The 22,415-nt window shown below is 73.6% G+C and carries 20 protein-coding genes, 1 tRNA gene and 1 pseudogene; 9 read left to right on the top strand and 13 right to left on the bottom strand.

Annotation, left to right across the window (positions count from 1 at the left end; all coding sequences use genetic code 11):
• Positions 1 to 129: 129 nt before the first annotated feature.
• The 3 genes and pseudogenes from ACFSJS_RS28025 to ACFSJS_RS02630 all read left to right on the top strand — a co-directional run.
• A pseudogene (locus ACFSJS_RS28025) lies at positions 130 to 348 on the top strand (site-specific integrase); the annotation flags it as partial.
• Positions 349 to 592: 244 nt separating this feature from the next.
• Complete coding sequence (locus tag ACFSJS_RS02635; protein WP_380896192.1) at positions 593 to 1,228, top strand: hypothetical protein; 636 nt, start codon at positions 593 to 595, stop codon at positions 1,226 to 1,228.
• Positions 1,229 to 1,451: 223 nt separating this feature from the next.
• Positions 1,452 to 1,880, top strand: a complete 429-nt coding sequence (locus tag ACFSJS_RS02630; protein WP_380896775.1) for an SMODS-associated NUDIX domain-containing protein — start codon at positions 1,452 to 1,454, stop codon at positions 1,878 to 1,880.
• A gap of 334 nt (positions 1,881 to 2,214) precedes the next feature.
• Here ACFSJS_RS02630 and ACFSJS_RS02625 read toward each other — a convergent pair whose 3' ends face one another.
• The 4 genes from ACFSJS_RS02625 to ACFSJS_RS02610 all read right to left on the bottom strand — a co-directional run bounded on the left by ACFSJS_RS02625 (position 2,215) and on the right by ACFSJS_RS02610 (position 5,219).
• Positions 2,215 to 2,445: a response regulator transcription factor gene (locus ACFSJS_RS02625; RefSeq protein ID WP_380896190.1), complete on the bottom strand. Its 231-nt coding sequence runs from the start codon at positions 2,443 to 2,445 to the stop codon at positions 2,215 to 2,217.
• A complete protein-coding gene (locus ACFSJS_RS02620) occupies positions 2,438 to 3,031 on the bottom strand; it encodes a hypothetical protein (protein WP_380896188.1) in 594 nt (197 codons plus the stop codon). The genes ACFSJS_RS02625 and ACFSJS_RS02620 overlap by 8 nt, the downstream gene beginning before the upstream one ends.
• A gap of 221 nt (positions 3,032 to 3,252) precedes the next feature.
• Positions 3,253 to 3,325 (bottom strand) — tRNA-Arg (locus ACFSJS_RS02615).
• A gap of 85 nt (positions 3,326 to 3,410) precedes the next feature.
• The gene (locus tag ACFSJS_RS02610) at positions 3,411 to 5,219 is read right to left on the bottom strand and encodes a glycoside hydrolase family 3 protein (protein ID WP_380896186.1); all 1,809 of its coding nucleotides are present in this window, start codon (positions 5,217 to 5,219) and stop codon (positions 3,411 to 3,413) included.
• A gap of 368 nt (positions 5,220 to 5,587) precedes the next feature.
• Between ACFSJS_RS02610 and ACFSJS_RS02605 the strand changes: the two genes are divergently transcribed.
• On the top strand, positions 5,588 to 6,256 hold the full coding sequence (locus ACFSJS_RS02605) for a TetR/AcrR family transcriptional regulator (RefSeq protein ID WP_380896185.1): 669 nt from the start codon (positions 5,588 to 5,590) through the stop codon (positions 6,254 to 6,256).
• Between the two features lie 56 nt (positions 6,257 to 6,312).
• Here the strand turns inward: ACFSJS_RS02605 and ACFSJS_RS02600 are convergent, their stop codons facing one another.
• On the bottom strand, positions 6,313 to 6,843 hold the full coding sequence (locus ACFSJS_RS02600) for a GNAT family N-acetyltransferase (RefSeq protein WP_380896183.1): 531 nt from the start codon (positions 6,841 to 6,843) through the stop codon (positions 6,313 to 6,315).
• 181 nt (positions 6,844 to 7,024) lie between these two features.
• Here ACFSJS_RS02600 and ACFSJS_RS02595 point away from each other — a divergent pair, with 181 nt between their 5' ends.
• Positions 7,025 to 8,041: a sigma-70 family RNA polymerase sigma factor gene (locus tag ACFSJS_RS02595; RefSeq protein ID WP_380896181.1), complete on the top strand. Its 1,017-nt coding sequence runs from the start codon at positions 7,025 to 7,027 to the stop codon at positions 8,039 to 8,041.
• A 147-nt stretch (positions 8,042 to 8,188) separates the two neighbouring features.
• Here ACFSJS_RS02595 and ACFSJS_RS02590 read toward each other — a convergent pair whose 3' ends face one another.
• Entirely contained in the window at positions 8,189 to 9,256 is a 1,068-nt protein-coding gene (locus tag ACFSJS_RS02590) for a P1 family peptidase (protein WP_380896179.1), read from the bottom strand.
• Between the two features lie 50 nt (positions 9,257 to 9,306).
• Between ACFSJS_RS02590 and ACFSJS_RS02585 the strand changes: the two genes are divergently transcribed.
• The gene (locus ACFSJS_RS02585; protein ID WP_380896177.1) at positions 9,307 to 9,504 is read left to right on the top strand and encodes a hypothetical protein; all 198 of its coding nucleotides are present in this window, start codon (positions 9,307 to 9,309) and stop codon (positions 9,502 to 9,504) included.
• 120 nt (positions 9,505 to 9,624) lie between these two features.
• On the opposite strand, the gene mscL is transcribed toward ACFSJS_RS02585, so the two are convergent.
• The 6 genes from mscL to ACFSJS_RS02555 form a co-directional block, all read right to left on the bottom strand.
• Positions 9,625 to 10,170, bottom strand: coding sequence for a large conductance mechanosensitive channel protein MscL (mscL, locus tag ACFSJS_RS02580; protein WP_380896176.1), 546 nt, complete (start codon positions 10,168 to 10,170; stop codon positions 9,625 to 9,627).
• Positions 10,171 to 10,332: 162 nt separating this feature from the next.
• Entirely contained in the window at positions 10,333 to 10,929 is a 597-nt protein-coding gene (locus tag ACFSJS_RS02575; protein WP_380896174.1) for an RcpC/CpaB family pilus assembly protein, read from the bottom strand.
• A gap of 414 nt (positions 10,930 to 11,343) precedes the next feature.
• Entirely contained in the window at positions 11,344 to 12,204 is an 861-nt protein-coding gene (locus tag ACFSJS_RS02570) for an S-methyl-5'-thioadenosine phosphorylase (protein ID WP_380896173.1), read from the bottom strand.
• 145 nt (positions 12,205 to 12,349) lie between these two features.
• The gene (locus ACFSJS_RS02565; protein ID WP_380896171.1) at positions 12,350 to 12,652 is read right to left on the bottom strand and encodes an FmdB family zinc ribbon protein; all 303 of its coding nucleotides are present in this window, start codon (positions 12,650 to 12,652) and stop codon (positions 12,350 to 12,352) included.
• A 66-nt stretch (positions 12,653 to 12,718) separates the two neighbouring features.
• Positions 12,719 to 14,059: an MFS transporter gene (locus ACFSJS_RS02560; protein ID WP_380896169.1), complete on the bottom strand. Its 1,341-nt coding sequence runs from the start codon at positions 14,057 to 14,059 to the stop codon at positions 12,719 to 12,721.
• A gap of 372 nt (positions 14,060 to 14,431) precedes the next feature.
• Positions 14,432 to 15,913, bottom strand: a complete 1,482-nt coding sequence (locus tag ACFSJS_RS02555) for a potassium/proton antiporter (protein WP_380896168.1) — start codon at positions 15,911 to 15,913, stop codon at positions 14,432 to 14,434.
• 383 nt (positions 15,914 to 16,296) lie between these two features.
• Between ACFSJS_RS02555 and ACFSJS_RS02550 the strand changes: the two genes are divergently transcribed.
• On the top strand, positions 16,297 to 19,095 hold the full coding sequence (locus tag ACFSJS_RS02550) for a penicillin acylase family protein (protein ID WP_380896166.1): 2,799 nt from the start codon (positions 16,297 to 16,299) through the stop codon (positions 19,093 to 19,095).
• A gap of 78 nt (positions 19,096 to 19,173) precedes the next feature.
• Here the strand turns inward: ACFSJS_RS02550 and ACFSJS_RS02545 are convergent, their stop codons facing one another.
• Positions 19,174 to 19,857, bottom strand: a complete 684-nt coding sequence (locus ACFSJS_RS02545) for a 5-formyltetrahydrofolate cyclo-ligase (protein ID WP_380896164.1) — start codon at positions 19,855 to 19,857, stop codon at positions 19,174 to 19,176.
• Positions 19,858 to 20,029: 172 nt separating this feature from the next.
• Between ACFSJS_RS02545 and galU the strand changes: the two genes are divergently transcribed.
• Both galU and ACFSJS_RS02535 read left to right on the top strand, forming a co-directional pair.
• Positions 20,030 to 20,932 (top strand): UTP--glucose-1-phosphate uridylyltransferase GalU, encoded by a 903-nt coding sequence (gene galU, locus ACFSJS_RS02540; RefSeq protein ID WP_380896162.1) that lies wholly within the window; start codon positions 20,030 to 20,032, stop codon positions 20,930 to 20,932.
• A gap of 5 nt (positions 20,933 to 20,937) precedes the next feature.
• Positions 20,938 to 22,359: a molybdopterin molybdotransferase MoeA gene (locus ACFSJS_RS02535; protein ID WP_380896160.1), complete on the top strand. Its 1,422-nt coding sequence runs from the start codon at positions 20,938 to 20,940 to the stop codon at positions 22,357 to 22,359.
• The last annotated feature ends 56 nt before the right edge of the window (positions 22,360 to 22,415 follow it).

Below are 22,415 nucleotides of genomic sequence, written 5' to 3'. Positions count from 1 at the left end.
TGCGAAGCGCCTGCAACAGCTCTGCCCTGACAGCCCCCTGCCCGCCTGTCACGGCATGACGGTGGCACGGGGGCCGACGGAGACCTCGCTCGCCGAGTCACTCCGCACCGAAAGGGGTGAGACGAAGCCACGGCCGGCCTCCGGGCGATCCGGCTGCACGCGCCCGGCACGGCACGGGAGACGCTCCTGACGGCGGCCGGGGCCGCACCCTGCGTCATGACGGAGATCTTGGGCCACTTCCGGATCAGCATCACCATGGACATGTACACGCATGTCGTGCGGGACACGCGGCGCGAGGCCATGAGCCACACGGACCGGCTGCCCAGGAGGCGTTCCGGTCGTCAGTGACCGTCCTCGCCGAGGCCGGAGGCCCCGGACCGTGATCGGCTAGGGGCTCCGCGCTGGGTCTCGGCGGAGTCCAGCGGTGAAGGCCGTGAGGTCCTCCCGACTTCTGCTGGTGATCGGAATCGAACCCGGGCCGGGTGCCCACGGCCTTCTGCGACTCGCTTCAGCGGCGGAGTAGGGCTGGCCCCCGGAGGAATCCACAGGGCAGCGGGCGGGCCACGGCCGTGCCGTGCGTGAAGTATCAGGGGTGCTGCTGATCGCACCGGACCGCCACTCACGAATCGAGGCCATGATGTCGCGCTCTGCGCAACGAGAAGAGCCCTCCACCAGCCGCGCTCGCGCTTCGGCCGGGACGGACGTGGTGCCTGACGCCCGGATACCGCCCGCGCCGGTGCGTGCCGCGTTCGCGTTATGGGTGGCGGCTGTTGCCGCCGGAGCTTTCGAGACGGTGCTGGCGGTGGGCAGGCCGGCGGCCGAGGGCCCGGATTCCGCGGCCGAGATCGCCACAGGTCTCGCGGTGAGGCTGCCCGTCTTCACCGCTGCACTCCTGGTGGCGCTCCGGATGCGCCGCGGCTACGGCTGGGCCCGTATCGGGCTGACACTCGGTCTGGGTGTGGTGGGTACGGCGTCGATGGTGATTGCTCCGATCCATGCCTTGGCCGAGGGGCGCACTCCTGGCGCGGTGTTGAGAGAGGCCGGAGCGGTGGATCTCGTCTTCGGAGCCAGTCGGGTGGTGCATGTGGCTGCCGTACTCTCCGCCGTGGTGCTGATGTTCCTCCCCACGGCCAACAGGTACTTCCGGTTCGTTCGTGCCGACCGCACGTCCGGTGGCAACAGGCGGACCGTCTCGCCCCGCACACCCATCCGGCGATCTCGCACATGACACATGCCGGGATATCCGACCGCTGGGCGGGAGGGGGCCCGGTCGTCAGTGAACGCACCCGTTGATGTCAGCCGTGGACGCCGAAGGCCACCCAGGAACGTTCCCAGGCGGCCTTCGCGCCGGTGCCCCCGGCAGGATTCGAACCTGCGACACCCGCTCCAGAAGTTCGATCACTGGACTGTGCGGCCTGCCGGAGGTTCGTGCCCCTGACAGCTCTTGATCCATCCCTCTTGATTCCGTGAGCTACGGCGATCTACGTGTACGAGTTCCAGGGAAGAAAATATTTCAGTTTTTCCGGTGGTTCGAATCTCGACAAGGTCGCGAGGATTCCCCGTGGAGAGAGTTCCAAGAAGAGTTGCTTGCCACTGGCATTCTGCCGCTAGATAAATTTCCGCATATTATGCATAATTATCTCAAGCGAGAGGTGGATCGGATTCGCTACAGTCCGTGGGCTGGATCGCTGGAAATTCTGGTGGCGGACGTCTATGAGCTTGTACCGAATCAAGAACAAGAGGACGCATTGCGTCAGCTGGCTGCCACTGGCCATCCGGACATCGTGTGGGTTTCCTCGCAACAGATCAAACGTCGCGGTGCCGTCGCGGGACAGCCTCAGACCATTGAGATCTCGGCACACAGTCAACGGATCCTGTGACGAGGTCGGCGGAGTGAATTTGGGGTGGCACTGCTTTGGTGCGAGTGATCATGACTCCGTAAGCTTCCGGCGCGTCGGGCAGTCTGTAGATTTGCTCGTTAAAGTACGACGTTGGGACCATGATCTTCGAGGCTCGCGCCAAAGTGGCTCCGTAAAGCCGTGGAGCCGACCGCCCCAGCCGCGACGTACCTCTTCTCTGACATCAGGCGGCTGGCTTGCTCTGAGCGCGGCACGGGCGCCGGCCGGGCTGGAGCGGGGTGGAGACTGGAGCGCACCCGGCCGGGGGCCGGGCCGTGCGCGGGGAGCGGAGCGAGCCGCCTTGATTAGTAAGGCACTAGATCAACCCGTTCTCCTCGGCCTTCGCCACCAGATCCGCACGGTCGCGGGCGCCGAGGAGTGTCATGAGCCTCAGGACTTGTCGGCTGACGAGGCTCTGTGAGACGCAGGCCAATTGCCCGATCTCACAGAAAGACAACCCCTGCGCCACCAGGCGAAGAATGTCGACGTCCAGCCGGGACAGCGGGGGATGCGACGAGTCCCCCACGGTTTCGGATTGCTCAGTCACGACGTTGCTTCCTTCTGTCAGGGCCGAGACCATCGTCCGCCAGCACGGCCGACGCCGCGTTGAGAAACGACACGATGTGATGGTGCACGGCCAACAACGCATCTTCTGCCGCACGTTCGTGTTCCTCCGTGGCGGTTCCTTGCCGCAGAACTCGAACCCAGCGGTACACCTCGGCCCGCGAAACCAGCAGTGCGCCTTCCGCCTCGAACGCGGCCGCCGTAAGGGCAGGTGGCCCTTCCACCGTCACTGCCGACTGCCGTAGCTGAAGTTCTCCGTGCAGCCGTTCACCGGCCCGCGCGTAAGCTTCATCGGCGGCATCCAGCAGCCTGCTTCGGTCCGGTTCCTCGGCCTCCATCACCTCGGACGCGGACTTCACTGCCTCCGAGTGGAGGGCGTGCACCTCCTGGAAGCATTGGGCGAACGCGACATATGCAGACCGCCGCGGCTCCCGCAGCAACCGCACGTGCTCGGCGCGGAGCTGTGTCCGAGCTTGTCCACGGCCCAATAACCCGGTCGCCAGAGCGGCACCACCGGTGCCCAGCGCCCCCACGGCCGCGCCGAGCAGCGCAGCAAGTCCCGCATCCATGACCCGGCAGCTTAGGGCCTGCTGCGACGACGGCGCGGCGCGATCGTCCTCCCCGCAGTACCAGGGCCACACCGGACAGGACAGACAGAACGAACGAAATCAAGAGGCGGACCCGATGTGTCGGCCGTGGACTCCACGTAGTGGCACGCGTGTGGCACGACTCCGGACACGACGAAGGGCCAGCCTGGGAGGAAACCCTCCTGAGCTGGCCCTTCTTGCTGTGCCCCCGGCAGGATTCGAACCTGCGACACCCGCTTTAGGAGAGCGGTGCTCTATCCCCTGAGCTACGAAGGCGTGCCGCAGGACAGGTTAGCGGATGAGCGCGGGACGTGCCGAGCGCGTGTCGGGACGGGGGCGGATCGGCGGTCCGCGGCGGGTCTCAGTAGGCCAGGCCGTGGCCGAAGGGGTGGAGGGTCGTGGAGGAGTCCAGGGCGGGGATGGCGACCGGGAGCTTCCCGGCGGGGGCCAGGTCGCCGTAGAGGGTCCGGACGGCGGCCTGGAGCGAGGGGGTGCCGTAGGAGTAGGTGGCCAGGTAGGCCGGGACGTCGGGGAAGCGGCGGATGTCGTACGGGTTGCGGACGGCGACCGCGACGACGGGGGTGCCGGAGTCCATCAGGGCGCGCACCAGGCGGGCCTGGGCCGCGCCCTTGTCGGAGCCCGCCGCGGCGGCGTTGACGGCGATGACGACCAGATCGTGTCCGGCCGCCGCGCCGGCCGCCTCGGTGATGCGGGCGGCGGAGGGGACCGCGCCCGTCTCCAGGGCGGTGGCGCGCTGGCCGGGCCGCTCGGCGACGGCTGCGGCGAGGGTCCGGACGGTGTTCACGCCCCAGCCGGTGACCAGGACCGAGCGGGCGGCAGGGGAGAGGGGCAGCAGCCCGCCCTCGTTCCGCACCAGGGTGACGGTGCGGTCGGTGACGGCCTGGGCCGCGTCCCGGTGCTCCCGGCTGCCGACGACGCGGACGGCGCGCTCCTCGCTCACGTACGGGTCCCGCACCAGGCCGCGGCGGATCTTGTGCGCCAGGATCCGCTCGACCGAGGCGTCCAGGCGGGAGACGGTGATCTCGCCGCCGCGCACCGCCTCCAGGACGGCGTTGAAGGCGATGTCCGGCTTCGGGGCCAGGACGAGCTGGTCGCAGCCGGCCTTGAGCGCCCGGACGGGGGCGACGTCGTCGGGGAACTGCCCCGAGGCGCCCTGCATGTCGAGGGCGTCGGTGACGATCAGCCCGTCGAAGCCCAGCTCCTCGCGGAGCAGGCCGGTGATGATCGGGTGCGACATGGTGGCCGGCACGCCCGACGGGTCCAGGGCCGGGACGACGATGTGGGCGGTCATGATCGTGTCCACCCCGCGCGCGATGGCGGCCCGGAAGGGGGGCAGGTCGACGCGCTCCAGCTCCTCGCGGGTGTGGTTGATCTGCGGGAGGCCGGTGTGGCTGTCGGTGTCGGTGTCGCCGTGGCCGGGGAAGTGCTTGGCCGCGGAGGCGACCCCGCCGCGGTGGTGGCCGTCCACGGAGGCGGCGACGAGCGAGGAGACCAGGGCGGGGTCGGACCCGAAGGAGCGGACGCCGATGACCGGGTTCTCGGGATTGACGTTGACGTCGGCGACGGGGGCGTAGTTCTGGGTGATGCCCAGCGCCGCCAGCTCCCGGCCGATGATCTCGGCCGAGCGCCGGGCGCCGGCCTCGGACCGGCCCGCCGCCAGCGCCATGCTCCCGGGCAGTGCGGTGGCGGGCTCGGTGATCCGGTAGACGACGCTGCCGCCCTCCTGGTCGATGGAGATCAGCAGCGGGACGCGGGCGCCGGCGGAGCGTGCGGCGTGCTGGAGGCCGTTGGAGAGGCGGGCGATCTGGCGGGGGTCGCGGACGTTGTCGGGGCCGCGCCGGGCGTCGAAGTAGATCACCCCGCCCGGCCGGTACTTGGCGATGACCTCGGCCGGGGTGTCGACGCCGTACAGGGCGCGGTTGCCCGCGGCGGCGGTGTCGGCGGACTGGCCGTAGACCTCGATGACGAAGAGCTGCCCGACCTTCTCCTCCAGGGACATGCGGCGCGCCATGGCCCGGGCCCGGGCCACGGCGCCGCCGTGCGCGTGTGCCGGGGCGGCGAGGGACGCGGAGGCGGTCAGCGCCGCGGTGGCGCCGAGCAGGCCGGTGGCGATGGCGCGTCTGCGGCTGGGGCCGGTGGGCTGCTGCATCGGGACTCTCCTCACAGGTTCGGCGGGGTCCGCGGCCCTGGTGGGGCAGGGCGGGCGGGGAACGGCGCGGGGGTGCCGGAGCCGTGGCGGCCACATCGTTCCAGCGAGCCGGTTCCGCGGCCAGGGGTGGGGACGACTGCCAGTGGTCCGGCCATTGGCGGTGGATGGGGAGGGGCGGTGGCCGGTCTTCCGCCGACAGGGGCATTCTGGCCGCCCGCGGTGATCGCCGCACGGTGGGACGGGAGGGAGTGCCGCAGGAGTGTGATGTGGGACACATCGGCCGGTGGAATCTTCGGGTGGGGCCCGCTGTTCGGGAGGATGTCGGAAGAAGCGGGGAGTGATTCCCCGGATGTGCGGGAGGGGGCGGCGTGGCCGGCGCGAAGGGCGGTGGGCGGAGTACGGGGGTCTCCGCCGCACCGCATCTGCGCGCCGACGCCGCTCGCAACCGGGAGCGGATCGTCGAGGCGGCCCGCGAGGCGCTCGCCCTGCACGGCACCGAGGTGCCGCTGGACGAGATCGCCCGCCGCGCGGGCGTCGGCAACGCCACCCTCTACCGCCACTTCCCCGACCGCTCCGTGCTCGCGCGCGATGTCGTGCTCGCCGTCGCGGAGCGGATCGCGGACCGCGCCCGGGACGCCCTCGACGAGGCGGCGCAGGGGTGTGATCCGTTCGAGGCGCTGAGCCGTTTCACCGCCGCCGCGGTGGAGGAGCGGGTGGGTGCCCTGTGCCCGTTCCTCTCGGAGGACTTCGACGACCGGGAGCCCCGGCTCCTGGCGGCCAGGCAGCGGCTCGAGCACCTGGTCGGCGAGTTGTTCGACCGGGCCCGGCGGGCCGGGCGGCTGCGCGCCGACGCCGACATCGGCGACCTGCTGCTGGCGCTCGGCCAGCTCACGCGGCCGCTGCCGGGCACGGAGTGCGCGCAGTTCGACCGCTTCCTCGGACGCCACCTGCAGATTTTCCTCGACGGGCTCCGTGCGCCGGCGAGGTCCGAGCTGCCCGGCCGGGCGGCGACGGTGGAGGCCTTCCGGCAGGGTTGACCGGCGGCCCGGCGGCGGCCCGGTGCGGGGAGCGGCTCCGGTGCCCGCACCGGGCGTCAGGGGCCCAGCGGCCTCTCGTACCAGGCGACGTCCCAGTAGCGGCCGAACTTCCGGCCGACCTCCCCGTAGGTGCCGACGTGGCGGAAGCCGAGGCGGGTGTGGAGGCGGACGGAGGCGGGGTTGGGCTGGGCGATGCCCGCGTAGGCGCGGTGGACGTCCTCGGTGGCGAGGACCGCGAAGAGCCGCTCGTACAGCAGGGTGCCGATGCCCCGGCCGCAGGCGTCGGGGGCGAGGTAGACGCTGACCTCCACGGAGGTGGAGTAGGCGGGCTTGGGGCGGAACGGGCTGCTGGTCGCGTAGCCCAGGGCGCGGGACCGCCCGGCGCCCCGGTCCTCCCGGGCGACCAGGAGGCGGTGCGGGCCGTGCCCGGGGTGGGAGAGCAGCCAGGGGCGCCGGGTCTCGACGGTGTGGGGCTCGGTGTCGAATGTGATCGGCGTCTCACGGACGTAGTGGTTGTAGAGGGCCGTGAGATCCGGGAGGTCTTCCTCTCCACCCGCGCTGACCTGCACTTCTCCGCGTTCCGTCATGGAGGACCCCCTCTGTGTGGCGGCGCAGAATACCGCAAGATCGCAAAAGATGACGCGCGGCTTGGGAATTCTGTCCCGATTGGAGTCGTTGTTTCCATCGGAACGGGCACCCGAGCGGGGAGAGACGCCGGGTGGCTGGACCGCCACCGACCAGATGTAGACCACTCGTAAGGGAGTACGCATGGCAACCCGTGCCGTCGCCCGTCGTCAGGCCACTTCCAACGGCGCTGACGAGGCACGCCCTGTACGTACCTCGTCGGCCGGGGACGTAGCGGACCGGGACCTGGTCGGCATGTACCTCGACGAGATCGCCCGGACCCCGCTGCTGGACGCGGCGAAGGAGGTCGAGCTCTCGCTCGCCATCGAGGCGGGCGTGTACGCCCGGCAGATCCTGGACGGCGAGGCCGAGAGCCCTTCGGAGGACTCCCCCAGCGCCACCGCGACACGCGAGGAGCTGGAGGCGGTCGTCGCCGAGGGCGAGCGGGCCAAGGACGTCTTCATCCGCTCCAACCTGCGCCTGGTCGTCGCCGTCGCGCGACGCTACCCCCGCAGCGGCCTGCCCCTGCTGGACCTGATCCAGGAGGGCAACGCCGGCCTGGTGCGCGCGGTGGAGAAGTTCGACTACCGCAAGGGCTTCAAGTTCTCCACGTACGCGACGTGGTGGATCCGCCAGGCCATCACGCGGTCGATCGCCGACCAGTCGCGCACCATCCGCCTCCCCGTCCACCTGGTGGAGGAGCTGGGCCGGATCCGCCGTGTGCAGCGGGAGTTCAACCGCGAGCACGGCCGCGACCCGGAGCCCGCCGAGATCGCCCGGGAGCTGGGCTCGACCGCCGAGCGCGTCGCGGACGTGCTGGACTGGGCGCGTGACCCGGTCAGCCTCAACATGTCCGTCGACGACGAGGGCGAGACGCAGTTCGGCGACCTGCTGGAGGACACCTCCGCCACCTCCCCCGAGGACTCGGTCCTCGTGATGCTCCGCCGTGAGGAGCTGGAGGACATGATCGGACGGCTCGACGACCGCACCGCCTCCATCATCCGGGCGCGCTACGGCATCGAGGACGGCCGCGAGCGCACGCTGACGGAGGTCGGGAAGCAGCACGGCCTGACGCGGGAACGCATCCGGCAGATCGAGAAGCACGCCCTGCTGGAACTGAAGAAGATGGCCCATGACACGGGCTTCGACGCGGCGGCGTGAGCGGACGCGGCACGGCGGCGCGCGCCGTCCCCGTGCCGCAGGGCCCCGCCCCCGCAGACCGTCCCGGGACCAGGGCCCCGGCGCGATCCCCCTCGCGCCGGGGCCCTGACGCGTCCCGTGACGGGCCGCGTCCGAGGCGGGCGTCCGTCATGGGTTGTAGAGGTCCCGGTAGGCGGGGAAGACCCCGCCGGGGCCGTCCACCGACTCCGCGGCCCGCACCGCTTTCACCACCGCCCGCATCAGGGTGTCGGCCCCGGCGGCGAGCACGTCGTTGACCTCCTCCGCCCCCGGCCGGCGGGCCCCGGTGGACAGGGCGAAGACGGTGTCGCCGTCGTTGAGCAGGTGCACCGGGCGGATGGCGCGGGCCAGTCCGTCGTGGGAGGTGCCCGCCAGCTTCTGCGCCTGGGCGCGGCTCAGCGCCGCATCGGTGGCGACCACGGCCAGGGTGGTGTTGAGCGGTGCGCGCACGGCGGCGGCCGAGCGGCGCTCCGTCTCCCGCCGGGCCTCGGCCAGCCGCCGGCGGGCCTCGGCGTGCACGGCTTCCGGGGGGAGGGCCGGACGTCCGCCGGACAGCTCGCCGTAGAGCGCGCCCGTCGCCGGGTCGAGCACCGAGCCCACCGCGTTGACCACGGCCAGCGCACCCACGACCGTCCCCGACGGCAGTCTCGTGCCGGCCGTGCCCACCCCGCCCTTGAGGCCGCCCGCCACAGCCCCCGTGCCGGCGCCGACACAGCCCGGCGGGACCGGCGCCCCCGCAGGAGTGCGCACCGCGGCCTCGACGGCCTCCCGGCCCAGCGCCGCGTCCGGACGGGCGGACCAGGAGCCGCCGCGGCCGAGGTCGAAGAGGCAGGCGGCCGGGACCACCGGCACCACCTGGTGCGGTTCGGGGCCCACGGGGAAGCCCCGGCCGTGCTCCTCCAGCCAGGCCGCCACCCCGCAGGCGGCGTCCAGGCCGAAGGCGCTGCCCCCGGTCAGCACCACCGCGTCCACCCGCTGGACGAGGTTGCGCGGATCCAGGGCGTCGGTCTCCCGGGTGCCGGGGCCGCCGCCCCGCACGTCGACGGCCGCGGTGGCACCGCCCTCGGGGGCGAGCACCACGGTCGTTCCCGTCAGCCACCCGCCGCCGGTGCGCTGGGCGTGGCCGACCCGCAGGCCCGGCACGTCCGTCAGCGCGTCGAGGGGGGCCGTGGCGTTCGTCGCTTCCGAGGCGTCCATGGGTGCCATGATCCCGCGGCGGCGCAGTGGCGCGGCCGTACCCTGGGGGGATGAGCAACTCTGCCGTCCCCGGACCGGACCACCGCGATCCGGCCTCCGCGCTGGACTTCACCGATCCGCTGAGCCGCCCCTCCGCCGACGACACCGACCGGGGCTGGGGCGAGGGTTCGGGAGCGTGGCCGGGCGGCGATCCGGCCGCCTCCGACCTGGCCCGCTTCCTGGACGAGAAGCCCCCGCACCACATCTGAGGGACCCGGGGCCCGGGACGCCGGGAGCGGCACGGGACGCGCGGGGACCACGCCTCCCCGCCCACCCGCTCCGGGCCGCCGCGGTGCGGGAAGCGGGCGGCGGCCGGGGCCCGGGCGGGGCTAGGGCTGCGAGGGGCCCTCGGCCGGCCGGGCTCCGCCCTCGGCGGCGTTGCGCTGGGAGGCCAGGACGGCCGCGTGCGCGGCTCCGCCGTCGCGCTGGGCCAGCAGCGCGTCGCGGATCTCGGTGAGCAGCTGCACCTCGGTCCTCTCGACCGGGTTGGCGGCGGCGTCCGCGGCCTCGGCCGCTTCCCGGGCGTCCATCCGCTGCTTGAGCCTGTTCATCGGGACGATCATGAGGAAGTACACGACCGCCGCGGTGATCAGGAAGGTCAGCGAGGCGCTCAGCACCGAGCCCCACTTGATCGTGATGCCGCTGACGACCTGGCCCGCGGCGTCGACCTCGCAGGGGCTCTGGAGGCAGGACTGGTAGCGCTCCAGGTCCTTGGGGCCGATGGAGCCGACCACCGGGTTGATGACGCCCTCCACCACCGAGTTCACGATCTTGGTGAAGGCCGCCCCGACGACGACGGCAACGGCCAGTTCGACCACGTTGCCCCGCATCAGGAATGCCTTGAACCCGGCCAGGACGCCCTGCTTCTCGCTCAACGGACTGCCTCTCTGCGCAACACTCGCCCCGACTGCCGTCGGTGGAACGGAGCACACGCTGCACGAACGGCATGCGGGCTGTCCAGCCGGGGAGGCGCCGGCGGGGCCGGCGGCCCGGACGCGGCGGGTGCGGGGAGCGGGTGTCCGCGCCGCCCGCCGCGGTCAGCACAGCGTCACCACCAGCCGGGAGTGCGCCGCGGCGCCCGCGATGCGGGCGGCCGTCGACCTGGAGACCGAGAGCACCACCAGCGCCCCCGCCTCGCCGTACGCGCCGTCCGGCCGGTTCGGTCCCTCGTACGCGGCGCCGGGGCCGGGCGGGGCACCGGGCACGGCCGCCACCCGCACGCCGCGGGCGACGATCCGCGCGGACGCCGGCGGGACGCCGGAGGAGCGGCGGAGGGAGGGCAGATCGGGGGGAGCGGCCAGGACGTCCACCCGGTCGCCGGGGCGCAGCAGCCGCACCACGGCGGCGTCCGGAAGCCGTACCGGAGCCCCGACCGTCGCGCCGTCCCCGTGCCGTCCGCCGCCCTTTGGCGACGGGCCGGGCGGACGGGGGGCGGCGGGCGGCGGCGGGCCGGCCCTCCCGCCGGAGACCGGATGGGCCGCCGGGGCCGCCTCGCCCCCGCCCGGCTCCCAGAACAGGGCTCCCGCCAGGGCGACCGCCGACAGCGCGACGGCCGCCGCCCGCGCCGGGCGGCCCGCCCTCCCGGGCAGGCGCAGGGGACCGCGCCCGGCACGCACCGGCTCGAACTCCGGCACCGGGCAGGAGGCCGGTGGAGGGGAGGGCGGCGGGTGGGCCGCCGGAGCGCCGGGCGGACCGTGGGCACCGGAGGGGCCGGGAAGTCCGTGGGTTTCGGGGAGCCGGGGGAGACCGGGGGGATCGGGGTGGGGGGCCGACGGGCCCAGGGCAGAGGACATCGCGGTCACCGCCTCGCGGAGGACTCGTGCTCGTGGAGGGAACGCCCCCACGATGTCCGCTCCCGGGTCGGCCCGCAGGAGCCTGTGGACCGTCCACGGACTGTGGACAACTCGGCCACCCGCACGGGTCACACACGCCCCGCCGCCGTCTTCGGCCCCGGCTCCACCGGCCGCGGAGACCGCGACCGCGCCGGCTGCGGCGCCGGCCCGACTCCGGCGGCGACTCCGGCGGCGACTCCGGCGGCGGGCGCGGGGCTACGGAAGGCCGATCCCCGGATCCAGCCCGTCCAGAGCCCGCGCACAGGCGCAGTCCCGCTCCTTCGGCAGCCCGGCCACCGCGTCGAAGAGCACCTGGCGCAGCCGCCCGACGTTCTGGGAGAAGACCTCCAGCACCTCCTCGTGCGAGACCCCCTCACCCGTCTCGGCACCGGCGTCCAAGTCGGTGACCAGGGCCATCGAGGTGTAGCAGAGGCCGAGTTCCCGGGCGAGCACGGCCTCGGGGTGGCCGGTCATGCCGACCACCGACCAGCCCTGCGCCGCGTGCCAGCGCGACTCCGCGCGGGTCGAGAAGCGCGGTCCCTCCACGACCACCAGGGTGCCGCCGTCGACCGGCTCCCAGCCGTGGCCGCGCGCCGCCGCGACGGTGGCCGCGCGCCCCGCCTCGCAGTAGGGGTCGGCGAAGGACACGTGGACCACGTTCGGCACCGAGCCGTCGGGCAGCGCCTCGCCGTCGTAGTAGGTCTGGACACGCCCCTTGGTGCGGTCCACCAGCTGGTCCGGCACCACCAGCGTGCCCGGCCCGTACTCGGGCCGCAGGCCGCCCACCGCGCACGGCCCGAGCACCTGGCGCACGCCGAGCGAGCGCAGGGCCCACAGGTTGGCGCGGTAGTTGATCCGGTGCGGGGGCAGGTGGTGGCCGCGCCCGTGCCGGGGCAGGAAGGCGACCCGCCGCCCGGCGACCTCGCCGAGGAAGAGGGAGTCGCTGGGGTCGCCGTAGGGCGTCTCCACCGCGATCTCGGCCACGTCGTCCAGGAACGAGTAGAACCCGGACCCGCCGATGACGCCCACCTCGGCCCGGGGGGCCCTGGGGGAGGGGCTTTCCGCCTGTGCGCTCATGGGCGTCACCCTAGCCCCCGCCGGGGCCCGCGCCCGAGGGGCCGGGTGCCCGGGCGGCGGACCCGCCGGGGCGCGGGGCGCCGGGGCGGGTCCGGACCGCGTGGCTACGGGGTGCCGGCCGGAGGCCGGTCCGGGGCGGCGCCGGTCAGGCGGCCGAGGGGCTCGCCGTGGACGACGAGTCGCCGCTCTTCTTCTCGGACGACGAGGACGACGACGCCGAGGAAGAGGAGGACGAGGACGACGAGCTCGACCCGGGGCTGCCGGACGAGGAGCTGCGGCTGTCGTTCCGGTAGAAACCGGATCCCTTGAAGACGATGCCGACCGCCGAGAACACCTTCTTCAGGCGGCCCTTGCAGCTGGGGCACTCGGTGAGCGCGTCGTCCGTGAACTTCTGAACCGCTTCCAGGCCCTCGCCGCACTCGGTGCACTGGTACTGATAGGTCGGCACTTGCTCCTCCTGGCACTCTTCCCTGTGGAGTGCTAACGACGCACCATGGTGCAGTATTCCGGCGGCTTAGTCCACCGGGGCCGCCCCACGGTGACCCTCGCCACGCCCTCCGGCCCCCTCGCCGTCCCCCTTCCGGGGGCCTTCTACGCCCGGCTCCAGCCATCCGCGCAGCACCGTGACGGTGACGAGCGCCAGGGCCGTGACGGCCAGCGGCACGGTGAAGCCGGCGCTCGTCCCGAAGGCGTCCGTCAGCCGCCCGGCCGCCGTCGCCGCGCCCGCCTGCCCCAGCGCCACCGCACCGGTCAGCCAGGTGAACGCCTCGGTGCGGACGGCCTTCGGGGCCAGCCGCTCCACCAGCGTGAACCCGGTGATCAGGCTCGGCGCGATGCCGAGGCCGGCCAGCAGGCCCAGGACCGCCAGCAGCGGCACGGAGTCGACCGCCCACAGCGGCGCGGTGGTCAGCGTCAGCAGCGCGTACGCCGCCAGCAGCCGGCGGTGCGGCGCCGAGCGCCAGGTGAGGACGCCGTAGACGATGCCGGAGAGCATGTTGCCGCCGGCGAAGATCCCGTACAGCAGGCCGTTGATGCCGGGCTGACCGATGTGCTCGGTGAAGGCGGCCAGGGACACCTGCATCCCGCCGAAGACCGCGCCGATGCCCAGGAAGGCCACGACCAGCACCCGCACCCCCGGCACCGACAGCGCCGAGGCCCGCCGGCCGCCGTGCCTTCGGCCGCGGCGGTGTGCGGGCGGCGCGGTGCGGCGCTGGGCGGCGAAGACCAGTCCGCCGGTGACGGTCAGGGCGGCCTCGGCCGCCAGGCCGGCGGCCGGGTGCACGGTGGTGCACAGCGCGGTGGCCAGCACCGGGCCGATGACGAAGGTGAACTCGTCGGTGACGGACTCGAACGCGGCCGCCGTGGGAAGCAGCCGCGCTCCGCCGGGGGAGCCGGACGGTCCGGCCGCGTCGTCCCGCAGCAGGTGCGCCCAGCGGGCCCGCACCATCGGGCCGATCTGCGGCACCGACGCGCCGGCCGGCACCGCCGCCAGCAGCAGGGCCCACAGGGGTGCCTCCGCCAGGGCCAGGGCGGCCAGCCCGCCGACGGCCGCGGCGTGCAGCAGCACACCGGGCAGCAGGACGGCACGCTGGCCGAAGCGGTCGGCGAGCCTGCCGCTGCGCGGCGCGAACAGGGCCATCGAGACGCCGGTGGCGGCGGAGACGGTGCCCGCCATGCCGAACGAACCGGTGGTGTGCTCCACCAGCAGCACGATGCTCAGCGTGAGCATCGCGAAGGGCTGGCGGGCCAGGAAGCCGGGGAGCAGGAACGTCCAGGCACCGGGGGTGCGCAGCAGTTCCCGGTAGCCGGGCTTCCGGACCGGGGCGGTCGGGTCGGGAGTGACCGTGGTGGCCACGGCCGTACCTTTCTGCCGCCTGGTAGCGCGCCGTGGTCCCGTACACCGGGAGGTCCGCCGGGGGGCGGCGGGCGCGCCGAGGGCCGTCCTCTCGCGCGAAACCGCGGCGTGTGGTCAGCCAGGCGGCCGCGCCGGCCCTGCATCAGGCGGAGTCGAGACTCCGGGGATCCAGAAAGTCGGACAAACGTACGGCCTCAGGGTAGCCGATCGCGCCGGCGGCGCCCGGGCGCCCCGGTGCGCCTCCGGCGTGTCCCGAGCGCCTCCCGGCCCATCCCAAGGACGCCGCCCGCCGGACCTGGAGCCGTTCCGGAGCCGTTCCGGAGCCGTTCCGGAGCCGGCGGACGGCCCGTGGTGCGCGGTGCGCGGCGCTCCTCAGCGCCTGCGCAGCGCCGAGCTGCCGGCCGTGCCCAGCCAGCCCGCCAGCTTGCCGCCGCGCCCCACGGCCATCAGCCGCCGCTCCACCGCGTCCCGCACCGCGTCGGTGGCCACCACCAGCAGTTCGTCGCCGTGCCGCAGGGCGGTCGTGGGCGTCGGCACGAAGCTGCTGCCGTCCCGCACCACGAGGGTGACCGCGGCTCCCCTGGGCAGCCGGAGCTCGGCCACCTCCACGCCGTGCATCCGCGAGCCCCCGGGGATGGCAACGGAGATCAGGTGGCCGCGCAGCCGCTCCAGCGGGGCCGACTCGATCTCCAGCTCCGTCGTGTCCGAGCCCGCGCCCAGCCCCAGTTTCCGGGCCACCCAGGGCAGCGTCGGCGCCTGGACCAGGGTGAGGACGACGACCAGGACGAAGACGATGTTGAAGATCCGCTCGCTGTCCCGGCCGGGATTGGCCAGCGGGATGGTGGCCAGGATGATCGGCACCGCCCCCCGCAGGCCCGCCCACGACATCAGCGCCTGCTCCCGCCAGGGCAGCCGGAAGGGCAGCGTGGACAGCACCACCGACGCCGGCCGGGCCACCAGGGTCAGCACCAGCCCGATGACCAGCGCGGTCCCGAAGTCGTCCAGCAGCTTCGAGGGGGTGGCCAGCAGGCCGAGCAGCACGAACAGCCCGATCTGCGCGATCCACGCCATGCCGTCCGCGAAGCCCCGGGTGGCCGGCCGGTGCGGCAGCTTGGCGTTGCCCAGCACGATCCCGCAGATGTAGGTCGCCAGGAAGCCGCTGCCCTGCGCCAGCGCGCCGCCCGAGTAGGCCAGGACGCACAGCGCCATCACCGCGATCGGGTACAGGCCGGAGGCGGGCAGCGCCACGCGCCGCAGCCCCCACGCGCCGAGCTTCCCGACGGCGACCCCGGCCGCGACGCCGATCGCCAGCTGCATCAGGATGTCGCCGAGCATCAGGTGCCAGGGGTCCAGCTGCCCGGTCGCCGAGAACGCGACGACGAGGATGACCACCGGGGGGTCGTTGAAGCCCGACTCCGCCTCCACGCGCCCGGCCAGCCGCCTCGGCAGCGGCATCTTGCGCAGGACGGAGAAGACCGCCGCGGCGTCCGTCGACGAGACCACCGAGCCCATGATCAGGGCGAGCTGCCACTCCATCCCCACCAGGTAGTGCGCCGCGGCCGCGGTGACGCCCACGCTGATGCCGACGCCCACGGTCGCGAGCACGGCCGCGGAGGGCATGACCGGCCGGATCTCGCGCCACTTGGTGCTCAGACCGCCCTCGGCCAGGATCACCACCAGCGCCGCGTAGCCCAGCACCTGGGTCAGCTCGGCGTTGTCGAACTCGACCCCCAGGCCGTCCTGTCCGATGGCCAGGCCGATGCCCAGGTAGATCAGGAGGCTGGGGAGACCGGTGCGGGACGACAGCCGGACGGCCGCGACGGCCACGAGCAGCACGAGCGCGGAGACCAGCATCAGTTCGTTGAGGCGGTCGACAGTCAGGGGGCGGATCCTTCCGTGCGGGCGGCGGGCCGGCGCGGGCCGTACGGGCGGCAGGCCGGGACGGGCCGTACGGGCCGTACGGGCCGGTGCGGGGACGGGCGGGGGTGAAACGGTGCGAGCGGCACTGGCGGGGCAAGGAACGTCAAACAGTAAGGACTGGTGCAAATGGTGCGGTCGGAGCGGACGCGGAGGCGGCGGCCGGGCCCCGGCCGCGCAAAAGTCATTTCAATGTCTAACAATTTACCAGTGCTTGAAGGTCGCACTCCCGTTGGCAGGACTCCCTGTCGGCCCGGGCCGCCGCTCGGCCTAAGGTTGCTCCAGCACCTCTGGTCCCACCCTGCCCTCGAAGGACAGCGATGCCCGCCAAGAAGAAAACGCGACGCGCCCGCCTTCTCGTGATCGCAGTCGTGCTGCTGCTCGTGGCGGGTGTCGGTTACGGCACCTACTGGAGCGTGGACACCGTCCGTGCCTCCTTCCCGCAGACCACCGGCTCACTCCAGCTGGACGGCCTGTCGGCGCCGGTGACGGTCAAGCGCGACGGACACGGCATACCCCAGCTCTACGCCGACAGCGCCGAGGACCTCTTCCGCGCCCAGGGCTACGTCCACGCCCAGGACCGCTTCTGGGAGATGGACGTCCGCCGGCACCTGACCGCCGGGCGCCTGTCGGAGATGTTCGGCGAGAGCCAGGTGGAGACCGACGCCTTCCTGCGCACCATGGGCTGGCGGAAGGTGGCGCAGGAGGAGTACGACAGCAAGCTGTCGGACACGACGAAGAAGTACCTCCTGGCGTACTCGGAGGGCGTCAACGCCTACCTGGCCGACCGCAGCGGCGCGGAACTCTCCCTGGAGTACGCCGCCCTGGGCCTCACCAACGACTACACGCCGCAGAAGTGGTCGCCGGTGGACTCCGTGGCCTGGCTCAAGGCCATGGCCTGGGACCTGCGCGGCAACATGCAGGACGAGATCGACCGCGCGCTGCTCTCCAGCCGTCTGACGGAGAAGCAGATCGAGGAGCTCTACCCCGGTTACCCGTACGACCGGAACAAGCCGATCGTCCAGGAGGGCGCGGTGAGCGCCGCGGACGGCGCCTACGACCCGGAGGCCACCCCGGCCGCCGGCCAGGGCCCCGGAACGGGCCCGGCCACCACGCCCGGCACCACCACGCCCGGCGGTGCCCAGCAGGGCGCGGGCACCGGCCAGGGGGTCGCCGGCCAGGGCGCCCAGCAGAGCGTCCAGGGCGTCGACGGGGTGCGGACCCAGCTCGCCGCGCTCTCCGAGACCCTCTCCTCCGTTCCCGCCCTGCTCGGCCCCAACGGCGACGGCATCGGCTCCAACTCCTGGGTCGTCTCCGGCCGGTACACGACCACCGGCAAGCCGCTGCTCGCCAACGACCCGCACCTGGCGCCGCAACTGCCCTCGATCTGGTACCAGATGGGCCTGCACTGCACCTCGGTCAGCGAGGCGTGCCCCTTCGACGTCGCGGGCTTCACCTTCTCCGGGATGCCCGGTGTGGTGATCGGCCACAACCAGGACATCTCCTGGGGCTTCACCAACCTCGGCGCCGACGTCACGGACCTGTACCTGGAGAAGATCGAGGACGGCACGTACGTCTACGACGGCGAGCGCGTCCCGTACGAGACGCGCGAGGAGGTCATCAAGGTCGCCGGCGGCGAAGACCGGAAGATCACCGTCCGCTCCACCCGCCACGGTCCGATCGTCTCCGACCGCAGCACCGAGCTGGGCACCGTCGGCGACCACGCCCCCGTGGGCGACGGCGCCCCCGACCGCGGCAAGGGCTACGCCGTCTCGCTGCGCTGGACGGCGCTGGAGCCCTCCAACACCATGGACGCGGTCTTCGCCCTCAACGCCGCGAAGAACTTCACCGAGTTCCGCGCCGCCGCCGCGGACTTCGCCGTCCCCTCCCAGAACCTGATCTACGCCGACACCCAGGGCAACATCGGCTACCAGGCGCCCGGCCGCATCCCCGTCCGCGCCGAGGGCCACGACGGCCGCTACCCGGCGCCCGGCTGGAACCCCGCCTACGAGTGGACCGGCTGGATCCCGCAGGAGGCGCTGCCCTGGGAGTACAACCCCGAGCGCGGCTACATCGTCACCGCCAACCAGGCCGTCGTGGACGCCGGGAAGTACCCCTACCTGCTCACCGAGGACTGGGGCTACGGCGCGCGCAGCCAGCGGATCGACGACCTGATCCGGGCCAAGATCAAGGACGGCGGCAAGATCTCCACGGAGGACATGGCCTCCATGCAGCTGGACAACAGCAGCGAGATCGCCAAGCTCCTGGTGCCCCGCCTGCTGAAGATCGACGTCGAGGACCCCTACGTCCGCGAGGCGCAGAAGCTGCTGGAGGGCTGGGACTACAGCCAGGACGCCGACTCCGCGCCCGCCGCCTACTTCAACGGCGTGTGGCGCAACCTCCTCAAGCTCGCCTTCGGCCACAAGCTCCCCAGGGAGGTCCGCCTGGAGGGCGAGTGCCTGCGGGTCCGCCCGGCCGACGACTCCGGCCCGCTGGAGGACCTGGACGGCCGCCCCCGCACCGTGCGCGAGTGCGGCCAGCGCGCCGCGGAGTCCGCGCAGCCCGACGGCGGCGACCGCTGGTTCGAGGTCGTGCGCGCGCTGCTGGAGAAGCCCGAGAGCGGCTGGTGGGTGCTCGGCAGCCGCTTCGAGGAGGGCGAGGGGAACCGCGACGCGCTGCTGGCGCGCGCCATGCAGGACGCCCGGTGGGAGCTGACCACCAAGCTCGGCAAGGACATCGAGACCTGGAGCTGGGGCCGCCTGCACCGGCTGATGCTGAGGAACCAGACGCTGGGCACCGCGGGCCCCGGCTTCGTCCAGCACCTGCTCAACCGCGGGCCGTGGGACCTGGGCGGCGGCGAGGCGACCGTCAACGCCACCGGCTGGAACGCCGCGGGCGGCTACGACGTGATCTGGGTGCCGTCGATGCGGATGGTGGTCAACCTGGCCGACCTGGACAAGTCGCGCTGGATCAACCTCACCGGCGCCTCCGGCCACGCCTACCACTCCCACTACACCGACCAGACGGACCTGTGGGCCGAGGGGAGGATGCTGGACTGGCCGTTCGGCGAGAAGGCCGTCCAGGACTCCACCGAGGACACCATGGCCCTCACCCCGTAGCGGGGGCGGCGGCACACACGGACGGCCGGGGGCCGGGGCGGACGGCGCCCCGGCCCCCGGCCGTCCGTCCGCCGGGCCTCAGCCCCGGGGAGCGGGGAAGCGGTGCACCCCCTCGGGGGTCACCGCGGCGTGCACCGGACGGTCGTGGGGCTCGGCCGGCACCTCGTCGAGCAGTTCGCCGGCGTGCAGCAGCACCACCAGCGCCGGGCGGGAGCCGGAGTCCTCGACCCGGGCCAGCACCCGGTCGTAGCTGCCGCCGCCGCGCCCCAGGCGCATCCCGCGCCGGTCCACGGCCAGCCCCGGCAGCAGCACGGCGTCGGCGCCGGCCACCGCGTCCGGCCCGAGCCGCCGCCCGGCGGGCTCCAGCAGCCCCCGGCGGGCGGGCGACAGCGACTCGGCGCCCTCGTACGCGGCCCAGTCCAGGTCGTCGTCGGGCAGCAGCACCGGCAGCAGCACCCGTGCGCCACGCTCGCGCAGTTCCTCCAGGAGCGCACGGGTGTCCGGCTCGCGCCCCACCGAGACGTACGCGGCGACGGTGCGGGCCCCGGCCAGTTCGGGCAGGTCCAGGGCGTGCCGGACGAGCGCGCCGGCGGTCCGCCGCACGTCGTCCTCCACCAGCCGGGCGCGCGCGGCCAGGAGGGCGCGCCGCAGGGCGCGCTTCCGCGCGACGGCGGCCGGGTGCGCGCCGCTCCCGTGCGCGCCGCCCTCGTGCGCCGCGTCCGCCTCGGCATCCGCCCCCGAGCCGGTGTCCGCCTCCGTCATGCCGTGTCCGTCCTCTCCGGGCCCGATGGCCGCGCGCTCCCGCCGCGGCGGGCGGATTATCATTCCGTCGCCCCGGCATTATGCTTCCGCAGGCGGGGACAATCGCCCGCAAACCGCAGCAGACCCACCGGATCTGCGCGTGACGTATCAGACCTACGGCTATGGTGCTGACATGACTACTTCACATACCCGGATCACCAAGGCCGTCATCCCGGCCGCAGGGCTCGGAACCCGCTTCCTCCCGGCGACGAAGGCCACTCCCAAGGAGATGCTGCCCGTCGTCGACAAGCCCGCGATCCAGTATGTGGTCGAGGAGGCCGTCGCCGCCGGACTCCCCGACGTCCTCATGGTGACGGGCCGCAACAAGCGGCCGCTGGAGGACCACTTCGACCGCAACTACGAGCTGGAGGAGGTGCTGCGGAGCAAGGGCGACGAGGACAAGCTCACCCGCGTCCAGGAGTCCACCGACCTCGCCACCATCCACTACGTGCGCCAGGGCGACCCCAAGGGCCTGGGCCACGCGGTCCTGTGCGCCGCCCCGCACGTGGGCGACCAGCCCTTCGCCGTCCTGCTGGGCGACGACCTGATCGACCCGCGCGACCCGCTGCTGGCCCGCATGATCGAGGTGCAGGCCACCTACGGCGGCAGCGTCGTGGCGCTGCTGGAGGTGGATCCGGCCACCATCCACCTCTACGGCTGCGCGGTCGCCGAGCCCACCGGCGACGACGGCATCGTGCGCGTCTCCGGCCTGGTGGAGAAGCCCTCCCGCGAGGACGCCCCCAGCAACCTGGCCGTCATCGGCCGCTACGTCCTGGACCCGGCCGTCTTCGAGGTGCTGCGCAAGACCGACCCCGGGCGCGGCGGCGAGATCCAGCTCACCGACGCCCTCCAGACGCTCGCCGCGGACCCCTCCATCGGCGGCCCGGTGCACGGCGTGGTCTTCAAGGGCCGCCGCTACGACACCGGCGACCGGGCCGACTACCTGCGCGCCATCGTGCGCCTGGCCTGCGAGCGCGAGGACCTGGGCCCCGACTTCCGCGACTGGCTGCGCGACTTCGCCGCGAAGGAGCTGTAGGCGACGTGGGCGGAACCTGGTCCGTCGACGACCACCTGGCCGACGTCCTGCGGTCGGTGCGCCCTCTGGAGCCCATCGAGCTGCACCTGCTCGACGCCCAGGGGTGCGTGCTGGTCGAGGACGTGCTGGCGCCCGTCTCCCTGCCGCCCTTCGACAACAGCTCCATGGACGGGTACGCCGTCCGCGTGGACGACGTGGCCGGGGCGAGCGAGGACGGGCCGGCGGTGCTGGAGGTCGTCGGGGACGTCGCCGCGGGCAGCGGCAGCCTCCCCGGGATCGGGCCCGGCCAGGCCGCCCGGGTGATGACCGGGGCCCCGCTGCCGCCCGGCGCCGAGGCCGTCGTGCCCGTGGAGTGGACCGACGGCGGCACCGGCGGCGGTCCCGCCGAGACCATGGCCGCCCACAGCGCCGACCCGTCCGGTGCGGGCGGCCAGGTCCGCGTCCACCGGCCCGTCGAGGCCGGGCGGTACGTCCGCGGCAAGGGCGGCGACCTGCGCGCCGGCGCCGTCGCCCTGGAGGCCGGGACGGTCCTGGGACCGGCGCAGATCGGCCTGCTGGCCGCGGTGGGCTGCGCCACCGTCAGGGTGCGGCCGCGCCCGCGCGTGGTGGTGCTCTCCACCGGCAGCGAACTCGTCCGCCCCGGCGCCCCGCTGGGCCCCGGGCAGATCCACGACTCCAACAGCTACACCCTCACCGCCGCCGCACGGGCCGCGGGGGCCATCGCCTACCGCGTCGACGCGGTAGGCGACGACGCCGCCGCCCTGCGCACGGTGATCGAGGACCAGCTCGTGCGCGCCGACGCGATCGTCACCAGCGGCGGCGTCAGCGTCGGGGCGTACGACGTGGTCAAGGAGGCGCTGACCGACCTGGAGGGCACCGTCCTGGGCGGCGTCCTCCCCGAGGAGCAGGAGCCCGGCGACCACGGCGCGGACGAGGCACCGGACGGGCCGGAGCCGCAGGGGTCCCGGGCGCGCAGGCCGGCACCGCCCGCCCGGGGCGTGGACTTCCGCCGCCTGGCCATGCAGCCCGGCAAGCCGCAGGGCTTCGGCCTGGTCGGGCCCGACGGCGTCCCGCTCTTCGCCCTGCCGGGCAACCCGGTCAGCTCCTACGTCTCCTTCGAGTTGTTCGTCCGCCCGGCCCTGCGCGCCCTGATGGGACTGGACCCCGTCGGCCGGCGCACCGTCCGCGCCCGCGTGGAGCCGGACGGCTCCGGGCCGCTCACCTCCCCCGAGGGCAAGCGGCAGTTCCTGCGCGGCCGGTACGAGCCCCCGGCCGACGGCGAGGAGACCGGCACGGTGCGGCCGGTGGGCGGCCCCGGGTCCCACCTGCTGGGCTCCCTGGCGCAGGCCGACGCGCTGATCGTCGTACCCGAGCGGACCACCGAGGTCGCCCGGGGCGACGAACTGGAGACCGTGCTGCTGGACTGAGACGGCCGGGCCCGCGGGCCTGCGGGTACCGTTGACGTCCACACGGACCGACGCGG

It is taken from the genome of Streptomyces desertarenae (assembly GCF_042681365.1).
GTDB classification, from domain to species: domain Bacteria; phylum Actinomycetota; class Actinomycetes; order Streptomycetales; family Streptomycetaceae; genus Streptomyces; species Streptomyces desertarenae.
This window is presented reverse-complemented; position numbering and strand designations above follow the sequence as displayed.

Bases quoted from the DNA above. Each gene is read 5' to 3' on its own strand.
- ACFSJS_RS02550 (WP_380896166.1), top strand. From the start codon at position 16,297: ATGCCCGCCAAGAAGAAAACGCGACGCGCCCGCCTTCTCGTGATCGCA.
- ACFSJS_RS02555 (WP_380896168.1), bottom strand. From the start codon at position 15,913: ATGCTGGTCTCCGCGCTCGTGCTGCTCGTGGCCGTCGCGGCCGTCCGG.
- ACFSJS_RS02590 (WP_380896179.1), bottom strand. From the start codon at position 9,256: ATGGACGCCTCGGAAGCGACGAACGCCACGGCCCCCCTCGACGCGCTG.
- galU (WP_380896162.1), top strand. From the start codon at position 20,030: ATGACTACTTCACATACCCGGATCACCAAGGCCGTCATCCCGGCCGCA.
- ACFSJS_RS02585 (WP_380896177.1), top strand. From the start codon at position 9,307: ATGAGCAACTCTGCCGTCCCCGGACCGGACCACCGCGATCCGGCCTCC.
- ACFSJS_RS02620 (WP_380896188.1), bottom strand. From the start codon at position 3,031: ATGGATGCGGGACTTGCTGCGCTGCTCGGCGCGGCCGTGGGGGCGCTG.
- ACFSJS_RS02545 (WP_380896164.1), bottom strand. From the start codon at position 19,857: ATGACGGAGGCGGACACCGGCTCGGGGGCGGATGCCGAGGCGGACGCG.
- ACFSJS_RS02600 (WP_380896183.1), bottom strand. From the start codon at position 6,843: ATGACGGAACGCGGAGAAGTGCAGGTCAGCGCGGGTGGAGAGGAAGAC.
- ACFSJS_RS02610 (WP_380896186.1), bottom strand. From the start codon at position 5,219: ATGCAGCAGCCCACCGGCCCCAGCCGCAGACGCGCCATCGCCACCGGC.
- ACFSJS_RS02570 (WP_380896173.1), bottom strand. From the start codon at position 12,204: ATGAGCGCACAGGCGGAAAGCCCCTCCCCCAGGGCCCCCCGGGCCGAG.
- ACFSJS_RS02595 (WP_380896181.1), top strand. From the start codon at position 7,025: ATGGCAACCCGTGCCGTCGCCCGTCGTCAGGCCACTTCCAACGGCGCT.